Here is an 18794-nt window from a genome sequence, read left to right on the forward strand (position 1 = left end):
CGTGTCACGCCGGCAGGGCGTCCGCCTGGTACGCGCCCTCGCCGATGACGGCGGCGACCGCGTCGCCGAAGTCCTCGGTCGACATGCCCATCTCCGGCCCGCGCATGGCGCCCAGACGCGGCAGCACCGCCTTCACCCCGTCCTCCAGGCAGCGGGCCGCCTCGGGGTGGCCCAGGTGCTCCAGCATCAGCGCGGCGCTGAGGATCGAGCCCGCGGGGTTGGCCCAGCCGCGGCCGGCGATGTCCGGCGCGGAACCGTGCACCGGCTCGAACATGCTCGGCGCCGACCCGGTCGGGTTGAGGTTGCCGCTCGCGGCCAGGCCGAGACCGCCCTGCACGGCCGCGCCCAGGTCGGTGATGATGTCGCCGAACAGGTTGTCGGTGACCACGACGTCGAACCGCTCCGGCTGCGTCACCAGGTAGAGGCACATCGCGTCGACGTGCACGTAGTCCACCTCGATGTCCGGATACTCCGCGGCGACCTCCGCGAAGGTCCGCTGCCACAGGTCGCCGGCGTACGTGAGGATGTTCGCCTTGTGCACCAGGGTGACGTGCTTGCGGCGGCTCAGGGCCAGCCGGAAGCCGTGCCGGATGAGGCGTTCGACGCCCTTGCGGGTGTTCACCGACTCCTGGGTGGCGATCTCGTCCGGCCCGCCCCGGTGGATGAAGCCGCCGGCGCCGACGTAGGCGCCCTCGGTGTTCTCCCGCAGGATCACCAGGTCGCACTGCTCCGGGCGGAGCCCGCCGATGGGCGTGGGCACGCCTGGCAGCAGCTTGACCGGCCGCAGGTTCACATACTGGTCGAACGCGGTCCGCAGGTGGATGACCAGGCCGCGTTCCAGCACGCCGGGCGGCACCGACGGGTCACCGACGGCCCCGAAGAGAATGGCGTCCGCCTTGGCCAGTTCCTGTTCCACGTCCGGCGGTACGACCTGGCCGGTTATCCGCCAGTAGTCCGCGCCGAGTTCGTAGTCCTCCCAGACCAGGTCGATCCCGAACCGTCGGGCGGCGGCGTCGCACGCCTTGACCGCCTGCGCGGTGACCTCCGGTCCGATGCCGTCGCCGGGCACCAGCGCGATTCGCTGGGCGCTCATGAGTCCACCCCTGTCCGCGTGCAGGAGACCGTCACCTGCCATCGCCCGGCCAAGCGTGGCGGGAACGGGCCCTCCGCAACAGGTCCAGGTCTCCGGCTAGGCTAGTACCAGCGGGACGCACAGGGCGTGTGCAGGGCGTACGACGACGGGACGAGGCGAGACCCCCGCGGGAGTGGGAGGTCGAGGTGGCGGATTTCCTGCTGCCGGTCAACCCGCAGAGCACGGTTCCGCTCTACGAGCAGATCATCACCGGGCTTGAGGACGCCATCCTCGCGGGGCAGTACGACGACGGCCCGCTGCCCAGCACGCGCCGCCTGGCCGAGGCGCTCGGCGTCTCCCGGAACACCGTGCTGACCGCGTACGACCGGCTCATGGAGCAGGGTCTGATCGTGACCGTCCCGCGGCGCGGTCTCTACGTCTCCTCCGACGCGGTGGTGCGGATGCGGGCCGCGCGGCGGACCGCCCGCTCGCCGATGCAGCCGATCGACTGGGAGGCGCGGCTGCCGGAACCGCCGCCCACTCCGGTGCACCGGGATCCGGCCTGGGCGCGGGCGCCGTTCCCGTTCGTGGTCGGCCAGCCCGACCCGTCCATGTTCCCGATCGGCGCGTGGGAGCGGGCGCAGCGTGAGGCGCTGCGGCAGGACGGGCTGTCCCGGGTCATCGGGGACGCCGGCCAGGCCGACGACCCGGAGCTGGTGCGTCAGCTCTGCGAGCACGTGCTGCCCGCGCGCGGCATCTCCGCCCACCCGGACCAGGTGATGATCACGCTGGGTTCGACGCACGCGCTGCACCTGCTGGCGAGCGTCCTCGTCCGGCCGGGCAGCGTGGTGCTCGTCGAGGACCCCGGCTACCCGGACGCCCGGACGATCATGCAGATGGCCGGCGCCGACGTGGTGCCCGGCCGGGTCGACGAGGACGGCCTGGTCGTCGAGGACCTGCCGGCGGACCTGCACGGCGCCCAGCTCGTGTACGTCACGCCGAGCCACCAGTACCCGACCGGCGCGACCATGTCGGCGTCCCGGCGTGAGGAGCTGCTGCGCCGGGCCGGCGCGGCGGACGCGGTCGTGATCGAGGACGACTACGACCCGGAGATGACGTTCCGGGGGATGCCCGCGGTGGCGGTGCGGGCGCTCGACGACGAGGACCGCGTGGTCTACCTCGGCAGCTTCAGCAAGCTGCTGGCACCCGGGCTGCGGCTCGGCTACGTGGTGGCGTCCCCGGCGCTCGTGGACGCCATGCGGGCCCGCTCCCGCTACGTGCTGCGTCACCCGCCCGGCCCGATGCAGCGCGCGCTCGCGCAGATGATCGCCAGCCGGGACCTGGCCCGCCACGTGCGCCGCGTCCGCGCCCACTACCAGGGGCTGTACGAGGAGATGGTGCGGGCGGTCGAGCGGCACGTGCGCTGGGGACCGCAGCCGGTGCCGCGCGGCGGGCTGGCCCGCTGGATCACCGGCCCGCCGGGGCTGGACGCCGGAGAACTGGCCCGGGAGTTGCGCCGGCAGGGCGTCCTGCTGGACCCCGGCGCGCCGTACTGGGCGACCCGGCCCGCCCCGCGTCACCACCTGCGCCTGGGGTACCAGGTGATGCCGCTGGACCGCATCGAGGAGGGGGTGCGGCGGGTCGCCGCTGCCGTAGAAGACCAGGTCCGGCCACGGCTGGTACCCCCACCGACCCGGAAACTGGACGTTCCCCTCCGAGGGCGGAGTTCGTAACCTCCGACGCCATGACGTCGGACACCCACGCCTCCCTCCGCGCCGGCCATCTCGTGGACGAACAAGCCGTCGTGTCGCTCACCCAGGACCTGGTCCGCATCCCCTCGACCTGGGACGCGGGCCGAGGGCGTAGCGAGCAGCCAGTGGCGGAACTCGTCGCGCAGGTCATGCGGGGATTCGGCTGGCGGCCGGAGGTCACCGAGGTCGTCCCCGGGCGCCCCAACGTCGTCGCGGTGGTGGACGGCGGCCTGCCCGGTCCGACGCTGATGTTCGAGGGGCACACCGACGTCGTCACCGAGGGCGCTCCCGAGGAGTGGACCGTCGACCCGTTCGGCGGCGACATCGTCGACGGGCGGCTGTACGGTCGCGGCTCCGCCGACATGAAGGCCGGTGTCGCCGCGATGATCCACGCGACCCGGGCCGTCGAGCTGGCCGGGCCGTTCCCGGGCCGGATCGTGGTGGCGGCCCTGGTGGACGAGGAGGGCCAGATGCTCGGGGCGAAGCACTTCACCACCACCGCGCTCGCCCGCGAGGTGGACGCCGCGATCATCTGTGAGCCGGAGGCGGAGGAGATCTGCGCGGTCGCCAAGGGCGCCGTCCGGCTGCTTGTCACCTGCACCGGCAAGATGGCGCACGGCGCGATGCCGCAGCACGGCCGCAACCCCGTCCCGGCGGTGGCCGAGCTGGTCGCCGCGCTCGGCCGGTACCAGAAGGAGCTGCAGGCCGACCCGGGTGAGCACGAGCACCTCGGCCTGCCGTACCTGACCCCCACGGTCCTGGACGCCGGCTCCGCCGACCAGCTCAACGTCATCCCCGGGCGCGCCGTCCTCGGCGTGGACTGCCGGACCGTACCCGGTGTCGACCACGCCGCGCTCGCCGCGCGCGTCCGCTCCGACGCCGACGCCATCGGCACCAGGCACGGCGTCACCTTCGCCGTCGAGGTCGTCGACGACCGGCCGTGCGCGGTCACCCCGGAGGACCACCCCGTCTCGCTCGCCGTGGCCGAGGCGCACCGCGCCGTCACCGGCGCCGAGCCCGTCTTCGGCGGCGTGCCCGGCGCGACCGACGGCACCATCCTGTGGCGCGACAGCGGCATCCCGAACGTGGTGTACGGACCCGGCCCGAAGTGGATCGCCCACCAGCCCGACGAGTACGTCGAGGTCGACGACGTCGTCCGTAAGACGAAGGTCTACGCCGAGGCGGCCCTGGCCTTCCTGACCGGGGCCACCGGCGCCCGGGCGGGTGCGGCGTCGTGACCGCGCAGGAGCTGCTGACCGGGCTGCCCACCGGCCTGCCGATCGGCGCGGGCTGGACCAGCACCGCGCAGACCGCGCCGGTGCGCTTCCCGTACGACGGCAGCACCGTCACCCAGGCGCCGTGGGGCGACCCCGGTGACGCGGAAGCGGCTGTCGAAGCCGCGCAGGAGGTCGCCGCGGAGATGGCCGGGCTGCCCGGCCACCGGCGGCGCGCGATCCTGACGGCAGTCGCCGCCGAGGTGCGCGCCCGCGCCGGCTCGCTGGCCGAGCTGCTGGTCCTGGAGACCGGCAAGCCGCTCGTGGACTGCCGGGTCGAGGTCGCCCGCACGCTGGTCACGCTGGAGACGGCCGCCGAGGAGGTCGGGCACCTGACCGGCGAGACGGTGGCGCTGGACATGCAGCCGTCCGGCGAGGGCATGCTCGGTTTCTGGGTACGCCGTCCGGTCGGTGTCGTCGTCGGCATCACCGGGTTCAACTACCCGCTGCTCCTGGCCGCCCACAAGGTCGCGCCGTCGGTCGCGGCGGGCTGCCCGGTGATCGTCAAGCCGGCGCCGAACACGCCGCTGGCCACGCTGGTGCTGGTCGACCTGTTCCGCCGGGCGGGCTGCCCGGCCGCCGGGGTCCAGCTCGTCACCGGCGGCGTCGAGGTCGGCAAGCTCCTGACCACGCACCCCGGCGTCGCGGCCGTGTCCTTCACCGGGTCGGCGCACGTCGGCCACCAGATCGCCCGCGCCGCGGCCCCGCGCAAGGTGCTGCTCGAACTCGGGTCCAACGCGGCGCTCGTCGTCGGCCGCGACGCCGACCTCGACCGGGCCGCCGAAGCCGTCGTACGCGGCGGGTTCTACGCCTCCGGCCAGGCGTGCATCAGCGTGCAGCGGGTGATCGTCGAGGAGCCGGTCCGGGAGGCGCTGCTGGACCGCCTCCGGCCGCTGCTGGCCTCGGTCACCACCGGCGACCCCCGGTCCGCCGACACCCGGGTGTCCGCCCTGGTGGACGAGGCGTCCACCGAGCGGGTCCACTCGTGGGTGGACCGCGCGGTCGCCGCCGGGGCGCGCTGCCTGGCCGGCGGTACGGCGCAGGGCCGGGTGCTGCAACCGACTGTGCTCGTCGACGTCCCCGATGACGCCGAGTGCTGGGCGGAGGAGATCTTCGGTCCGGTGGTCTGCGTCCGGTCGGTGCCCGACATGGACGCGGCGGTCGAGCTGGTCAACCGGTCCCGCTACGGGCTCCAGGCCGCCGTCTTCACCCGCGACCTGGCTGTCGCCCTGGACGTCGTACGCCGCCTCGACGTCGGCGGCGTGCTCGTCAACGAGGTGCCCGGCTTCCGCGCCGACAACATGCCGTACGGCGGCGTCAAGGACTCCGGCATCGGCCGGGAGGGACCGCGCTTCGCCATGGAGGAGCTGACCGTGACCAAGATGGTGATGATCAGGCCATGACTCGGAGTGGGAGCACACACGCATGGTGATCTACTTCGTCCGGCGGCTGGCCATCCTCGCGGTATCGCTGTTCGCCGCGTCGATCCTCGTCTTCACGATGCTGGCGCTGCTGCCGGGCGACCAGGCGCAGGCGATGCTCGGCGTCAACGCCACCCCGGAGGCGCTGGAGGCGCTGCGGGAGCAGTTCGGGACGAACCGGCCGTTCACCGAGCGGTACCTCGAATGGGCCGGCGGCCTGATCCGCGGTGACTTCGGCATCTCGCCGCTCAGCGGGGTGTCGGTCGGCTCGGAGATCGCCGACAAGCTCGGCGTGACGGTGCCGCTGATCCTGGCCGGGATGACGCTGGCGCTGCTCATCGCCGTACCGCTGGGCATCCTCGCCGCGGTGAAGAGCCGTACCGCGATCGGAACGGCGCTGTCGGCGCTGAGCCAGGTCGGCATCGCCGTGCCGTCGTTCTGGCTGGGCATCCTGCTCATCACCGTGTTCGCGGTGAAGTTGCAGTGGCTGCCCGCCGGCGGGTTCACCGGATGGGACGACGTCGGCGGCGCCGTGCAGGCCCTGCTGATGCCGGCGCTGGTCCTCGGCGTGGCCCAGGGCGCGATCCTGATGCGCTACGTCCGGTCCGCTGTGGTCGAGGTCATGCAGGAGGACTTCATCCAGACCGCGCGGGCCAAGGGGCTGAGCCGCTCGCAGGCGCTGACCCGGCACGCGCTGCGCAACGCGGCCATCCCGGTCATCACGGTCCTCGGTCTGCAACTCGCGACGCTGCTCATCGGCACCGTCGTGATCGAGAACGTCTTCGGCCTGCCCGGTCTCGGCCGGATGCTGCTGCAGGACGTGGGCAACCGCGACCTGCTGAAGGTGCAGGGCACCGTGATGGTGCTGACCGCCGCGGTGCTTCTGATCAACTTCGTCGTCGACGTGGTGTACCACGCGGTCGACCCCAGGCTGAGGAGCAAGGCATGACATCAGTCGCCGACGCCCCACCGGACGCCACCGCCGACGTCGTCGCGGCCGGCCCGGTCAAGCCGCGCCGCCGCTGGAACCTCACGCTGGTGATCGGCGCCGGCCTGGTGGGCCTGGTCGTCCTCACCGCGCTCGCGTCGTTTCTCTGGACGCCGTACGACCCCACCCGGGTCGACCCGTCGCAGACGCTGCTGTCCCCGGGCGGGGACCACTGGCTCGGCACCGACCACTTCGGCCGGGACATCGTCAGCCAGCTCCTCGTCGGCGCGCGGACCACACTGTTCGTCGGTGTGGTCGCCGTCGCGATCGCCGCCGCCGTCGGCGTACCGCTGGGTCTGCTCGCCGCCACCGGGCACCGCTGGCTCAGCGAGCCGGTGATGCGGGCACTGGACATCGTGTTCGCCTTCCCGGCCATCCTGCTGGCGATCATCCTGGCCGCCGGCTTCGGCGCCTCCACGCTCACCGGCATGATCGCGATCGGCGTCGCCAACGTGCCGGTGTTCGGCCGTCTCACCCGGGCCGGCGCGATGCAGGTGCTGCAGAGCGACTTCGTGCTGGCCGCGCGCAGCTACGGCCGCCGGGGCGTGGTGCTCATGGTCCGGTACGTGCTGCCCAACATCGCGGCCCTGCTCATCGTGCAGGCGTCGGTGTCGTTCGCGCACGCGGTGCTCGCCGAGGCGGCGCTGTCCTACCTCGGGTACGGCACCCCGCCGCCGACCCCCACCTGGGGCCGGATGCTCCAGGAGGCCCAGAACTACTTCGTCGTGCAGCCGATGCTCGCCGTCTGGCCCGGTCTGGCGATCGCCCTGTCGGTGCTCGGCTTCAACCTCATGGGCGACGGGTTGCGCGACGCCCTCGACCCGCGGCTGAGAGGACGGTGAGCGGCGTGAGCGGGCTCGTGGTGGAGGACCTCGTCGTCGAGGTCCACGACATCCAGGCCGTCAAGGGCGTCTCGTTCGAGATCGGGCCGGGCCGCCGGATGGGACTCATCGGCGAGTCCGGCTGCGGCAAGTCCCTGACCGCGCTCGCGTTGATGGGCCTGCTGCCCCACGGCGTGACAGCGTCCGGCCGGGTGCTGCTGAACGGCCGTAACCTGCTCGACCTGTCCGACAAGCAGATGTGCGCGGTCCGCGGCAACGACATCGCCATGGTGTTCCAGGAGCCGATGACGGCGCTCAACCCGCTGATGCGGGTCGGCAACCAGGTCGCCGAGTCGCTGCGGCTGCACAAGGGGATGAGCCGCGCGGCGGCCTCGGCCCGGGCCGTCGAACTGCTCGAACGGGTCCAGCTGCCCGAGCCCGACCGCACCGCGCGCAAGTACCCGCACCAGCTCTCCGGCGGCCAGCGCCAGCGCGTCGTCCTGGCCATCGCGCTGGCGTGCGACCCCGCCGTGCTGATCGCGGACGAGCCCACCACGGCGCTGGACGTCACGGTGCAGGCGGAGATGCTGCGGCTGATGGACACGCTGGTGCGCGAGGAGGGCGCGTCGCTGCTGCTCATCACCCACGACCTGCCGGTGGTCGCCAGCATCTGCGAGGAACTGCTCGTCATGTACGGCGGCTCGATCGTCGAGCACGGCGACGTGGCGACGGTGTTCGACTCGCCCCGGCACCCGTACACGGCGGGCCTGCGGGCGTCCACGGTGCTGGAGAGCACCGACGGGAGCGGCCGGCTGTCCACCATCCCGGGCCGCGTCCCGTCGCTCGGGTCGTTCCCCACCGGCTGCGTGTACCGCAACCGCTGCCCGCGCGCCGACGACGTCTGCGGCACGGTGCCGCTGCTGACGGCGCCGCCCGGCAGCACCCAGCGGGCGGCCTGCCACCACCCGATCGAGAGCGACCAGCCCCTAGGAAGCGGGAAGGCCAGCGCATGACCACCACCCCGTTGCTGGAAGCCGTCGACGTGGTGCGCGAGTACCGCGCCCCGCGGCGGTCGCTGCGTACGCCGGGCCGGCCGATCCGCGCGCTCGACGGCGTGAGCGTGCAGGTCCACGAGGGCGAGGCGTTCGGCATCGTGGGGGAGAGCGGCTCCGGCAAGTCCACGCTGTCGCGCATCCTCATGGCACTCGACCAGCCGACCTCCGGCACCGCGTTCTACCAGGGGCAGCGGATCAGCGGCGTACCGGAGCGGCGGCTCGGGTTCCTGCGCCGCGACGTGCAGATGGTGCTCCAGGACCCGATGTCGTCGCTGAACCCGCGCATGCGGGTCGCGGACATCATCGCGGAGCCGATGCGCGCGCTGCGCCTGCCCGGCGACCACCGGGCCCGCGTCGCCGAGCTGATGCACTCCGTGGGTCTGCCCGAGGAGGCGGTGACCCGCTACCCGCACCAGTTCTCCGGCGGCCAGCGGCAGCGCATCGCCATCGCCCGCGCCCTCGCGGCCGGGCCGAAGGTCATCGTGGGGGACGAGCCGGTCAGCGCGCTCGACGTCTCGGTGCGCGCGCAGATCCTCAACCTGCTCACCGACCTGGCCGAACAGTTCAAGCTGACCCTGATCCTGGTCTCCCACGACCTGTCCGTCGTCCGGTACCTCTGCGACCGGATCGCGGTGATGAACCAGGGCCGGATCGTCGAGACGGGTGACACCGAATCGATCTACTCCGACCCCCGGCACCCCTACACCCAGAGGCTGCTGTCCGCGGTGCCCACCCTGAGCGGCGACCTCCTGGACCGATTCAACAGGAGCAGCACATGAGGTTGGTTGACCGCGTCGCCGTCGTCACCGGAGGCGCCAGCGGCATCGGACTGGCCACAGTCGGCCGGCTCGTCGAGGAGGGCGCCCGCGTCGTCATCGCCGACCTCGACGGCGACCGCGCCGCCGAGGCGGCCGCCGGGTTCGGGTCCGCCGTCGTGGGCGTGGCCTGCGACGTCACCCGGGCCGCTGACTGCCGCGCCGCCGTCGAGACCGCCGTCGAGCGGTTCGGCCGGCTCGACCTCATGCACGCGAACGCCGGTACGCCGTTCACCGGCCCGCTGGACGAGGTGGACCAGGCGACGCTGGACCGCGTGGTCGACGTCAACCTCAAGGGGGCGTTCTGGACCGCGCAGGCCGCCGCGCCCGCGCTGATCGAGGCCGGTGGCGGCGCGATCGTGTTCACCGCGTCGCTCCAGGCCGTCATCGCCCGCCCCCGGTACGCGCCGTACACCGCCGCCAAGCACGGCGTCATCGGCCTGATGAAGGCGCTGGCGCTGGAACTCGCGCCGCACGGCGTGCGGGTCAACGCGATCGCCCCGGCGGCGACCGAGACGCCGATGCTCTCGGCGTTCCTGGGCGGGATGGGTGACGTGCCGGACAGCGCGCGGGAGAACTTCCGGGCGTCGATCCCGCTGGGCCGCATGGCGACGCCGCGCGACTCCGCCGACGCGGTGGTCTTCCTCGCCAGCGACGAGGCGCGCATGGTCACGGGCCACACGCTCGTCCTCGACGGCGGCACGACGGCCGGCTGAGGCGTACCGTGACCGGACCTCTGGCGGACCCTCCGTACGAGGGGACCATCGGACGCACCTACGGCGAGTCGACGGAGCACTGGAGCACGCCGCCGTCGGCCGCCGCGGGTACCCCGAACGTGGTGTACGTGCTGCTGGACGACGTCGGGTTCGCCGACTTCGGCTGCTTCGGCGCCGAGATCGACACCCCGACGATCGACCGGCTGGCCGCCTCCGGGCTGCGGTACACCAACTTCCACACCTCGCCGCTGTGCTCGCCGACCCGGGCCAGCGTGCTCACCGGCCGCAACCACCACAGCGTCGGCATGCGCATGCTGTCCAACTTCGACAGCGGCTTCCCCAGCGGGCGGGGGCGGATCACCCACGCCGCCGCCACCGTCGCGGAGATGCTCGCCGACGCCGGGTTCAACACCATGGCGGTCGGCAAGTGGCACGTCGCGCCGCTGGAGCAGACCACGCCGTCCGGGCCGTACGACCAGTGGCCGCTGGGACGCGGTTTCGAGCGGTACTACGGCTTCCTGGAGGCCGAGACCGACAACTTCTATCCGGAGCTGGTGTACGACAACCACCAGGTGGACCCGCCGGCCACCCCGGAGGAGGGCTACCACCTCACCGAGGACCTGACCGACCGGGCCATCGGGTTCGTCCGGGACCAGACCTCGTTCACCCCGGAGAAGCCGTTCTTCCTCTATCTGGCGTACGCCGCGGCGCACGCGCCGCACCAGGCCCCGCCGGAGTACCTGGCGAAGTACCGCGGCCGCTACGACGCCGGCTGGGACGTCATCCGCGCGGACCGGCACCGGCGGCAGATCGGGCTGGGCATCATCCCGCCGGACGCGCCGCTGCCGCCGCACAACCCGGGCGTCGTGCCGTGGGACGACGTGCCGCCGGAGCAGCGGCGCCTGTTCGCCCGCATGCAGGAGGCGTACGCGGCGATGGTCGACCACACCGACGCCCAGCTCGGGCGCCTGGTCGACTTCCTGGAGCGGATCGGCCGGCTGGACGACACGATCTTCGTGGTCATGTCGGACAACGGCGCGAGCCCCGAGGGCACGCCGCTCGGCACGCTCAACCCCACCGCGTTCCAGAACCGGGTGCCGGAGAACCTCCAGGACAGCCTGGACCGGATCGACGAGATCGGCGGCCCGCGGGCGCAGAGCAACTACCCGCTGGGCTGGGCGCAGGTCAGCAACACCCCGTTCCGCCGCTACAAGCAGCACACCCACGAGGGCGGGGTGCGGGTGCCGTTCGTGCTGAGCTGGCCGGCCGGTGACGTACCCGGCGGGCAGGTGCGGACGCAGTTCCAGCACAGCATCGACGTCACCGCGACGGTGCTGGACCTGGTCGGGGTGCAGCCGCCGGCGGTGCGCCGGGGCATCCCGCAGATGCCGCTGCACGGCCGCAGCTTCCGCGACGGGCTGCGCGACCCGGCGGCGCCGCCGTCGCGGGACCGCCAGTACTTCGAGATGTTCGGCCACCGCGGCATCTACCACCAGGGCTGGAAGGCTGTCGCGTTCCACGAGCGGGGCACCTCCTGGGACGAGGACCGCTGGGAGCTGTACCGGATCGACGAGGACCCGACCGAGAGCCGGGACCTGGCCGCCGAGCATCCGGAGGTGCTGCGGCGTCTTATCGAGGAGTTCTGGATCGAGGCGGCCCGCTACGACGTGCTGCCGCTGGACGACAGGGGATTCGCGATCCGGGCCCGGGTGCCGCGCCCCGGCTCGGTGCGGGACCGGCTGGACTTCACCTACCTGGCCGGCGTGCCGACGATCTCCGGCGCGGCGGTGCCGCCGACGATGAACCGCTCGCACGCCATCACCGCGCGGGTGCACCGCACCGACGCCACCCAGGGCGGCGTGATCGTGGTGCTCGGCAACGTCAGCGGCGGGTACGTGCTGCACATCAAGGACAACCACCTGGTGTACGAGTACAACCACCTCGGTACCCGTTACGTGCTGCGGTCCGAGGGCGAGTTGCCGCTGGGCCCGGTGGAGCTGACCTTCGAGCTGACGAAGACGGCCGACTGCCAGGGCACCGGCCGCCTGTACGTGGACGGCGAGGCGGCGGGGGAGGCGCTGTTCCCGCGCCTGCTGCCGTTCTTCCACGGCTTCGCCGGCATGGACGTCGGTCGCAGCATCCACTCGCCGGTGTCACAGAGCTACCCGGCCCGGCACGAGTTCTCCGGCGAACTGGAGTACGTGCGGTTCCGGCTCGCCGCGTCCGAGGACGTCGGCGAGCCCATCGCGCCGGCGGGCGGCGTCGCGCCGCGTCCGTCGGCCGGCGTCGGGTTCGAGGTGGTGGACTGACGCGCGCCCGCGCGTACGACGACGGCGCGTGGACGGACCTCCTCGTCCGTCCACGCGCCGTCCGTCTGTCGGGGGCCTCAGCGCAGGGCCAGGCCCCAGAGCGGGTCCTCCAGGAACCGCCCGACGTGGGCGAGCACCCGGCTGCCCAGCTCCCCGTCCACCAGCCGGTGGTCGAACGACAGCGACAACTGCGCCGTCCACCGGGGAACGACCTGCTCGTCGACCACCCACGGCATCCGGCGCAGCGCGCCGAGGCAGAGGATCGCCGCCTCACCCGGGTTGAGGATCGGGGTGCCGGCATCCACCCCGAACACCCCGATGTTGGTGATGGTGATGGTCCCGCCGGACAGGTCGGCGGGACGGGTGCGGCCCTCCCGCGCGGTGCTCGCCAGCTCGTTCAGGGCGACCGCGAGATCGCGTACCGGAAGGTTCTGCGCGGCCTTGATGTTCGGCACGAGCAGGCCGCGCGGCGTCGCGGCGGCGATGCCCAGGTTGACGTCGGCGAACCGAACGATCTCCTGGTTCTCCTCGTCCCAGCTGGCGTTCACGTCCGGATGCCGGCGGACGGCGTCCAGCACCGCCAGCGACGCCACGAGCAGCGGGCTGACCTTCACCCCCTGGAAGGCAGGGTCCTGCTTCAGCCGGTCCACGAACTCGACGGTGCCTGTCATGTCGACGGTGAGGAACTCGGTGACGTGCGGCGCGGTGAACGCGCTGGCGACCATGGCGGCGGCTGTCGCCTTGCGCACCCCGCGCACGGGCAGGCGCTCGTCCCGCCGCTGGTCGGCCACCGGCGCCGGGCCGGTGGTGTGGTCGAGCAGGTCCTGGCGCGTGATCCGGCCGTCGGGGCCGCTGCCGCGGACGTCCGCCAGCTCCACGCCGAGGTCCTTGGCGAGCTTGCGCAGCGGCGGCTTGGTGAGCACCGGCGGCCGGGACGTGTGCGCCGGGCGGGAGGTGTCGGCCGGCCGGACGGACGGTGTGGCGCGACGGGGCCGCCGCGTCCGCGCCTGGGCGGACACCCCGTAGCCGACGAGCACCGCGGTACGTTCCTCGGCGGGCTCCTCGGCCGGCGGCGATGCGGCGGCCGGCGCGGCATCCGGGGCGTCCGAGCCGTCCCCGGTCCGGATCGCGATGATCGGCGAGCCGACCTCGACTGTCTGCCCCTCCCCGGCCAGGAGGCGATCCACCACTCCGGCGTACGGACTGGGCAGCTCGACCACGGCCTTGGCGGTCTCGATGTCCACGATGACGTCGTTGAGGCCGACCGGATCGCCCGGGGCGACCCGCCAGGTGACGATCTCGGCCTCGGTGAGGCCCTCGCCGACGTCGGGCAGACGGAACTGCTGAACGCTCACTGGTACCTCTCCCTTCACGCGGCCAGGACGCGGTCGACGGCGTCGAGGATCCGGTCCAGGTCGGGCAGGTACTCCTCCTCGACCTTGGCCGGCGGGTACGGCAGGTTGAATCCGCCGACCCGCTCGACCGGCGCCTCCAGCGAGTAGAAGCACCGGCTCGTCACCTGCGCGACGACCTCGGCGCCGAACCCGGCGAACGTGGGGGCCTCGTGGACCACCACCGCCCGGCCGGTGCGGCGCACCGACTCCTCGACGGTGGCCACGTCCAGCGGCGAGATGGACCGCAGGTCGATCACCTCGATGTCGCGGCCCTCCTGCGCCGCGGCCTCGGCGGCGGCGACGCAGGTGGCGACAGTGCCGCCGTACGTCAGCAGCGTCACGTCGGTGCCCGGCCGCACGGTCCGGGCGCGGTCCAGCGGCAGCGGCGGCCCGGCCTCCTCGGGCGTGACCTCGCCCTTGACCCAGTAGCGTCGCTTCGGCTCGTAGAAGATGACCGGGTCGTCACCGGCGACGGCCTGCCGGATCATCCAGTGCGCGTCGTCCGGGTTGGCGCAGTAGACGACCCGAAGCCCGGCGGTGTGCGCGAAGTACGCCTCGTTCGACTCGCTGTGGTGCTCCACCGCGCCGATGCCGCCACCGACCGGGATGCGCACCACCACCGGCAGGGCGGTACGGCCGCCGGTGCGGGCCCGCATCTTGGCGAGCTGGGAGACGATCTGGTTGAACGCGGGGTAGACGAAGCCGTCGAACTGGATCTCGCAGACCGGGCGGTACCCGCGCAGCGCCAGCCCGATGGCGGTGCCGACGATCCCGGACTCGGCGAGGGTGGTGTCCACCACCCGGGCCTCACCGAAGTCCTTCTGGAGACCGTCGGTGACCCGGAAGACGCCGCCGAGCCGGCCGACGTCCTCGCCCATCAGGAGGACCTTGTCGTCGTCCTCCATGGCACGGCGAAGGCCTGAGTTCAGTGCCTGACAGAGAGTGAGCATGAACGAGTTCTCCGATCGGGGCGGGCGTCAGTCGAGGAAGGAGGCGCGGTAGGCGACGAACGCGTCGCGCTCCTCCCGCAGAAGCGGGGGCACGTCGGCCAGCACTGTGGCGAAGGCGTCGGCGAGGTCCGGCGCCGTCAGCGCCAGGCACTCCCGGCGGGTCCGGTCGGCCAGCTCGTCCGCCTCGGCCTGGATCCCGCCGAGGAACGCCTCGTCGCTCCAGCCCTCGGCGCGCATGAGCGCCTCCACCCGGGCCAGCGGATCCCGCGCCCGCCACGCCGCCAGCTCGTCGTCGGTGCGGTACCGGGTCGGGTCGTCCGACGTGCTGTGCCCGCCCATCCGGTACGTGGTGGCCTCGACGATCGCGGGGCCGGCGCCGGACCGGGCGTGTTCGGTCACCGCGGACGTCACCGCGTACACCGCCAGCACGTCGTTGCCGTCGACCCACTCGCTGCGCAGGCCGAATCCGGCGCCGCGCCGGTGGATCGGGGTACGCGTCTGCGACGCCGTCGGCGTCGAGATGGCCCACTGGTTGTTCTGGCAGAAGAACACCATCGGCGCGGCGTTGACGGCGGCGATGTTCATCGCCTCGCTCGCGTCGCCCTCGCTCGCGGCGCCGTCACCGAAGTACGTCACGACCACCGTGTCGCTGCCGTCGCGCTGCACACCGAGGGCGTACCCGGTGGCGTGCAGCAGCTGGGCGGCCAGGACCAGCGTGTAGATGTGGAACGAGTACGGCTCCGGATCCCAGCCGCTGTGCGCGACGCCGCGCCACTGCCGCAGCAGGTCGGCCGGGCCGATGCCGCGCCACAGCGCCGCGGCGTGCTCCCGGTAGCTCGGGAAGACGTAGTCGTCGGCGCGTGCCGCCGCGACCGAGCCGACCTGGGCGGCCTCCTGGCCGCGGCACTGCAGCCACAGGCCCAGCTCGCCCTGCCGCTGCAACGCGAACGCCTCGTCGTCGAGGCGGCGTGCGAGCCGCATCCCCCGGTACAGGTCACGGGTGAGGCGGCCGAGGGCGTCGCGGTCGGCGTCGACGTCCGGGTGCAGGCGCCCGTCCGGGGTGACGAGCTGGGTCCAGCCCTCGGACGTACGCGGAAGGTCGGTGGTGCCGGTGAAGGGGTTGGTGACCGGTGGGTCGGCGAGATCTACGGTAGTCATTCGTCACCTTCTGGGTGCGTCGGTCTCCGCGTCACCGGGGTCGCCGGCCGTCTCGCGGATCTCTCGGATACGGGACCGCCCGCCGGGGTGGACCCGGCGGGCGGTGGTGGGCAGTGCCTCAGACCGTGTGGCGGTCGGCGAGTGTCAGCGCCTCGTCGAGGATCGCCAGGCCCGCCTTGGCCTCCGTCTCCGACACGGTGCACGGGGGCACCACGTGGATCCGGTTGAAGTTCGCGAACGCGACCAGGCCGCCGCGCTTGCACGCGGCCAGCACCTCGTTCATCTCCGGCGACGACGACCCGTACGGCGCCAGCGGCTCCTTCGTCTCGCGGTCGCGTACCAGTTCCAGCGCCCAGAACACGCCGAGTCCGCGGACGTCACCGACGCTCGGATGCCGTTCGGCGAGTTCGCGCAGCCCCGGGCCCAGCACGTCGGCGCCGATCGTGGCGGCGTTCTCGACGATCCGCTCGTCCCGCATCACGTTGATGGTCGCGACGGCGGCGGCGGTGGCCAGCGGGTGACCGGAGTAGGTCAGGCCGCCGGGGTAGGCACGGGTGGCGAACGTCTCCGCGACGTGCTCGGCGATCACCACACCGCCGAGCGGGACGTAACCGGAGTTGACGCCCTTGGCGAAGGTGATCAGGTCGGGCGTCACGCCGTAGTGGTCCAGCGCGAACCAGGCGCCGGTACGCCCGAAGCCCGCCATCACCTCGTCGGCGATGTAGAGGATGCCGTGCCTGTCGCACAGCTCCCGTACGCCCGCGAGGAAGCCCGGCGGTGGCGGCATGATGCCGGCGGTGCCCGGCACCGTCTCCAGCACGATCGCCGCGATGGTGGACGGGCCCTCCATCTCCACGACGCGTTCGAGGTGGCGCAGCGCGAGCGCGCACTCCTCCTCCTCGGTCGTGGCGCCGAACTCCGACCGGTACAGGAACGGGCCGAAGAAGTGCACCACCCCGGCGGTGCCGTTGTCGCTGGGCCAGCGGCGCGGGTCGCCGGTGAGGTTCACCGCGGTCTGGGTGCCGCCGTGGTAGCTGCGGTACTGCGACAGCACCTTCGGCCGGCCGGTGTGCAGCCGGGCCATCCGGACGGCGTGCTCGATCGCGTCCGCGCCGCCGTTGGTGAAGAACACCTTGGAAAGGCCGGCCGGGGTCAGCTCCGTGATCAGCCGGGCCGCCTCGCCGCGGGCGTCGTTGGCGTACGACGGCGCGATCGTGCACAGGCGGGCCGCCTGCTCCTGGATCGCCGCGACCACCACCGGGTGCTGGTGGCCGATGTTGGTGTTGACGAGCTGCGACGAGAAGTCCAGGTAGCGGTTCCCGTCGCCGTCCCAGAAGTACGAGCCCTCGGCGCGCTCGACCACCATCGGGTCGAGCAGCGACTGGGCGGACCAGGAGTGGAAGACGTGCGCCCGGTCGAGTTCGTAGGTGCGTTGTGCGCTGCTGCTCATCGGCGTTCTCTCTCCGCTGCTCAGACGTTCTCGGGGAAGCCGAGGTTGATGCCGCCGTGGCTGGGGTCGAGCCACCGGGAGGTGACGACCTTGCCGCGGGTGAAGAAGTGCACGCCCTCGGCGCCGTGGGCGTGCGAGTCGCCGAAGAGGCTGTCCTTCCAGCCGCCGAAGGAGTAGTAGGCCATCGGCACCGGGATCGGCACGTTGACGCCGACCATGCCGACCTCGACCTCGTTCTGGAAGCGGCGGGCCGCGCCGCCGTCGTTGGTGAAGATGGCCGTCCCGTTGCCGTACCGGTTGGCGTTCACCAGCGCGAGCGCCTCGTCGTAGCTGCCGACGCGCACCACTGAGAGCACCGGCCCGAAGATCTCGTCGGTGTACACGCTCATCTCCGGCGACACCCGGTCCAGCAGGCTCGGCCCGAGCCAGAACCCGGACTCGTCGCCGTCGGCCCGCACGTCGCGGCCGTCCACCACCAGCTCGGCGCCGGCCTCGACACCCGCGTCGAGGTACGACGCGACGCGGTCGCGGTGCTCCTTGGTGACCAGCGGACCCATGTCGCAGGAGCGCCGCCCGTCACCGACCTTCAGGGTGGCGATGCGCTCCCGGATCCGGGCCACCAGATCGTCGGCGACGGGCTCGACGACCACCAGGGCCGAGATGGCCATGCACCGCTCGCCGGCCGAGCCGAACCCGGCGTTGACCGCCGCGTCGGCGGCCAGGTCGAGGTCGGCGTCCGGCAGCACCACCATGTGGTTCTTCGCGCCGCCGAGGGCCTGGACGCGCTTGCCGTTGCGGGTGCCGGTCTCGTACACGTACCGGGCGATCGGCGTGGAGCCGACGAACGACACCGCCTTGACCTCGGGGTGCTCCAGCAGCCGGTCGACCGCGACCTTGTCGCCGTGTACGACGTTGAAGACGCCCGCGGGTAGGCCGGCCTGCTCCCACAGCCGGGCCACGAGCAGCGACGCGGACGGGTCCTTCTCGCTGGGCTTGAGCACGACGGTGTTGCCCGCCGCGATGGCGATGGGCACGAACCACATCGGGACCATCACCGGGAAGTTGAACGGCGAGATGACGGCGCAGACGCCGACCGGCTGCCGGATCGAGTAGACGTCCACGTTCGTGGAGACGCCCTCGGAGTAGCCGCCCTTGAGCAGGTGCGGGATGCCGCAGGCGAACTCGACGACCTCCAGGCCGCGGGTGACCTCGCCGAGGGCGTCCGAGACGACCTTGCCGTGCTCGGCCGTGATCAGCTCGGCCAGCTCCTGCTTGTGCCGGTTGACCAGCTCCCGGAACGCGAACAGCACCTGGGTGCGCTTGGTCAGCGACGAGGTCCGCCAGGAGGCGAACGCGGCGGCGGCGGAGGCGACCGCCTGGTCCACCTCGTCGACCGAGGCCAGCGGCACCTCCGTCCGGACCGCGCCCAGCGCCGGATCGTAAACTGGGGCCGTACGCTCGGTGACGCCGGCGAACGGCTTGCCGTCGATCCAGTGGGTCACCCGCTCCAGCGGGACGGGAGCGGGCGCGGTGCCGGGTGCTGTCTGGGTCATGCCCGGGATCATCTGTGCTTCCCCAGGTCCGGGCAATGGGCACTGTGTCGTTCCCGTCCGCGGGAAG

Annotated in this window: 15 protein-coding genes; 9 read left to right on the top strand and 6 right to left on the bottom strand. The window is 72.6% G+C overall.

Annotated elements, in window-relative coordinates; genetic code table 11:
* Positions 1–4: 4 nt before the first annotated feature.
* Positions 5–1093: a 3-isopropylmalate dehydrogenase gene (locus ABD52_RS01790; RefSeq protein ID WP_013288212.1), complete on the bottom strand. Its 1089-nt coding sequence runs from the start codon at positions 1091–1093 to the stop codon at positions 5–7.
* Positions 1094–1278: 185 nt separating this feature from the next.
* Between ABD52_RS01790 and ABD52_RS01795 the strand changes: the two genes are divergently transcribed.
* From ABD52_RS01795 to ABD52_RS01835, 9 genes are read left to right on the top strand one after another with little or no spacing between them, the layout of a single operon-like run.
* A complete protein-coding gene (locus ABD52_RS01795) occupies positions 1279–2805 on the top strand; it encodes a PLP-dependent aminotransferase family protein (protein ID WP_013288211.1) in 1527 nt (508 codons plus the stop codon).
* 11 nt (positions 2806–2816) lie between these two features.
* Positions 2817–4061 (top strand): M20 family metallopeptidase, encoded by a 1245-nt coding sequence (locus ABD52_RS01800; protein ID WP_047890541.1) that lies wholly within the window; start codon positions 2817–2819, stop codon positions 4059–4061.
* A complete protein-coding gene (locus ABD52_RS01805; RefSeq protein WP_047890542.1) occupies positions 4058–5500 on the top strand; it encodes an aldehyde dehydrogenase family protein in 1443 nt (480 codons plus the stop codon). Before ABD52_RS01800 ends, ABD52_RS01805 begins: the two co-directional genes overlap by 4 nt.
* 22 nt (positions 5501–5522) lie before the next feature.
* On the top strand, positions 5523–6467 hold the full coding sequence (locus ABD52_RS01810) for an ABC transporter permease (protein ID WP_013288208.1): 945 nt from the start codon (positions 5523–5525) through the stop codon (positions 6465–6467).
* Positions 6464–7348, top strand: a complete 885-nt coding sequence (locus tag ABD52_RS01815) for an ABC transporter permease (RefSeq protein ID WP_047890543.1) — start codon at positions 6464–6466, stop codon at positions 7346–7348. The genes ABD52_RS01810 and ABD52_RS01815 overlap by 4 nt, the downstream gene beginning before the upstream one ends.
* A 5-nt stretch (positions 7349–7353) precedes the next feature.
* A complete protein-coding gene (locus tag ABD52_RS01820; protein ID WP_235437303.1) occupies positions 7354–8340 on the top strand; it encodes an ABC transporter ATP-binding protein in 987 nt (328 codons plus the stop codon).
* On the top strand, positions 8337–9161 hold the full coding sequence (locus tag ABD52_RS01825) for an ATP-binding cassette domain-containing protein (RefSeq protein ID WP_013288205.1): 825 nt from the start codon (positions 8337–8339) through the stop codon (positions 9159–9161). Before ABD52_RS01820 ends, ABD52_RS01825 begins: the two co-directional genes overlap by 4 nt.
* Positions 9158–9913, top strand: a complete 756-nt coding sequence (locus ABD52_RS01830) for an SDR family NAD(P)-dependent oxidoreductase (RefSeq protein ID WP_013475388.1) — start codon at positions 9158–9160, stop codon at positions 9911–9913. Before ABD52_RS01825 ends, ABD52_RS01830 begins: the two co-directional genes overlap by 4 nt.
* 8 nt (positions 9914–9921) lie before the next feature.
* The gene (locus tag ABD52_RS01835) at positions 9922–12222 is read left to right on the top strand and encodes an arylsulfatase (protein WP_047890545.1); all 2301 of its coding nucleotides are present in this window, start codon (positions 9922–9924) and stop codon (positions 12220–12222) included.
* 77 nt (positions 12223–12299) lie between these two features.
* Here ABD52_RS01835 and ABD52_RS01840 read toward each other — a convergent pair whose 3' ends face one another.
* The 5 genes from ABD52_RS01840 to ABD52_RS01860 form a co-directional block, all read right to left on the bottom strand.
* Positions 12300–13577: a dihydrolipoamide acetyltransferase family protein gene (locus ABD52_RS01840; protein ID WP_047890546.1), complete on the bottom strand. Its 1278-nt coding sequence runs from the start codon at positions 13575–13577 to the stop codon at positions 12300–12302.
* A 14-nt stretch (positions 13578–13591) separates the two neighbouring features.
* Positions 13592–14566 (bottom strand): alpha-ketoacid dehydrogenase subunit beta, encoded by a 975-nt coding sequence (locus ABD52_RS01845; protein ID WP_047890547.1) that lies wholly within the window; start codon positions 14564–14566, stop codon positions 13592–13594.
* A gap of 27 nt (positions 14567–14593) precedes the next feature.
* Complete coding sequence (locus ABD52_RS01850; RefSeq protein WP_047890548.1) at positions 14594–15724, bottom strand: thiamine pyrophosphate-dependent dehydrogenase E1 component subunit alpha; 1131 nt, start codon at positions 15722–15724, stop codon at positions 14594–14596.
* A gap of 118 nt (positions 15725–15842) precedes the next feature.
* Entirely contained in the window at positions 15843–17174 is a 1332-nt protein-coding gene (locus ABD52_RS01855) for an aspartate aminotransferase family protein (RefSeq protein WP_047890549.1), read from the bottom strand.
* A gap of 20 nt (positions 17175–17194) precedes the next feature.
* Complete coding sequence (locus tag ABD52_RS01860) at positions 17195–18685, bottom strand: CoA-acylating methylmalonate-semialdehyde dehydrogenase (RefSeq protein ID WP_030271370.1); 1491 nt, start codon at positions 18683–18685, stop codon at positions 17195–17197.
* Positions 18686–18794 lie beyond the last annotated feature (109 nt).

The sequence above is a fragment of the Micromonospora sp. RV43 genome (assembly GCF_001029515.1).
GTDB lineage: Bacteria > Actinomycetota > Actinomycetes > Mycobacteriales > Micromonosporaceae > Micromonospora > Micromonospora aurantiaca.

Excerpts from the sequence above, each read along its gene's own strand:
- ABD52_RS01790 (WP_013288212.1), bottom strand. The coding sequence starts at position 1,093 with ATGAGCGCCCAGCGAATCGCGCTGGTGCCCGGCGACGGCATCGGACCG.
- ABD52_RS01800 (WP_047890541.1), top strand. The coding sequence starts at position 2,817 with ATGACGTCGGACACCCACGCCTCCCTCCGCGCCGGCCATCTCGTGGAC.
- ABD52_RS01810 (WP_013288208.1), top strand. The coding sequence starts at position 5,523 with ATGGTGATCTACTTCGTCCGGCGGCTGGCCATCCTCGCGGTATCGCTG.
- ABD52_RS01815 (WP_047890543.1), top strand. The coding sequence starts at position 6,464 with ATGACATCAGTCGCCGACGCCCCACCGGACGCCACCGCCGACGTCGTC.
- ABD52_RS01825 (WP_013288205.1), top strand. The coding sequence starts at position 8,337 with ATGACCACCACCCCGTTGCTGGAAGCCGTCGACGTGGTGCGCGAGTAC.
- ABD52_RS01830 (WP_013475388.1), top strand. The coding sequence starts at position 9,158 with ATGAGGTTGGTTGACCGCGTCGCCGTCGTCACCGGAGGCGCCAGCGGC.
- ABD52_RS01845 (WP_047890547.1), bottom strand. The coding sequence starts at position 14,566 with ATGCTCACTCTCTGTCAGGCACTGAACTCAGGCCTTCGCCGTGCCATG.
- ABD52_RS01850 (WP_047890548.1), bottom strand. The coding sequence starts at position 15,724 with ATGACTACCGTAGATCTCGCCGACCCACCGGTCACCAACCCCTTCACC.
- ABD52_RS01855 (WP_047890549.1), bottom strand. The coding sequence starts at position 17,174 with ATGAGCAGCAGCGCACAACGCACCTACGAACTCGACCGGGCGCACGTC.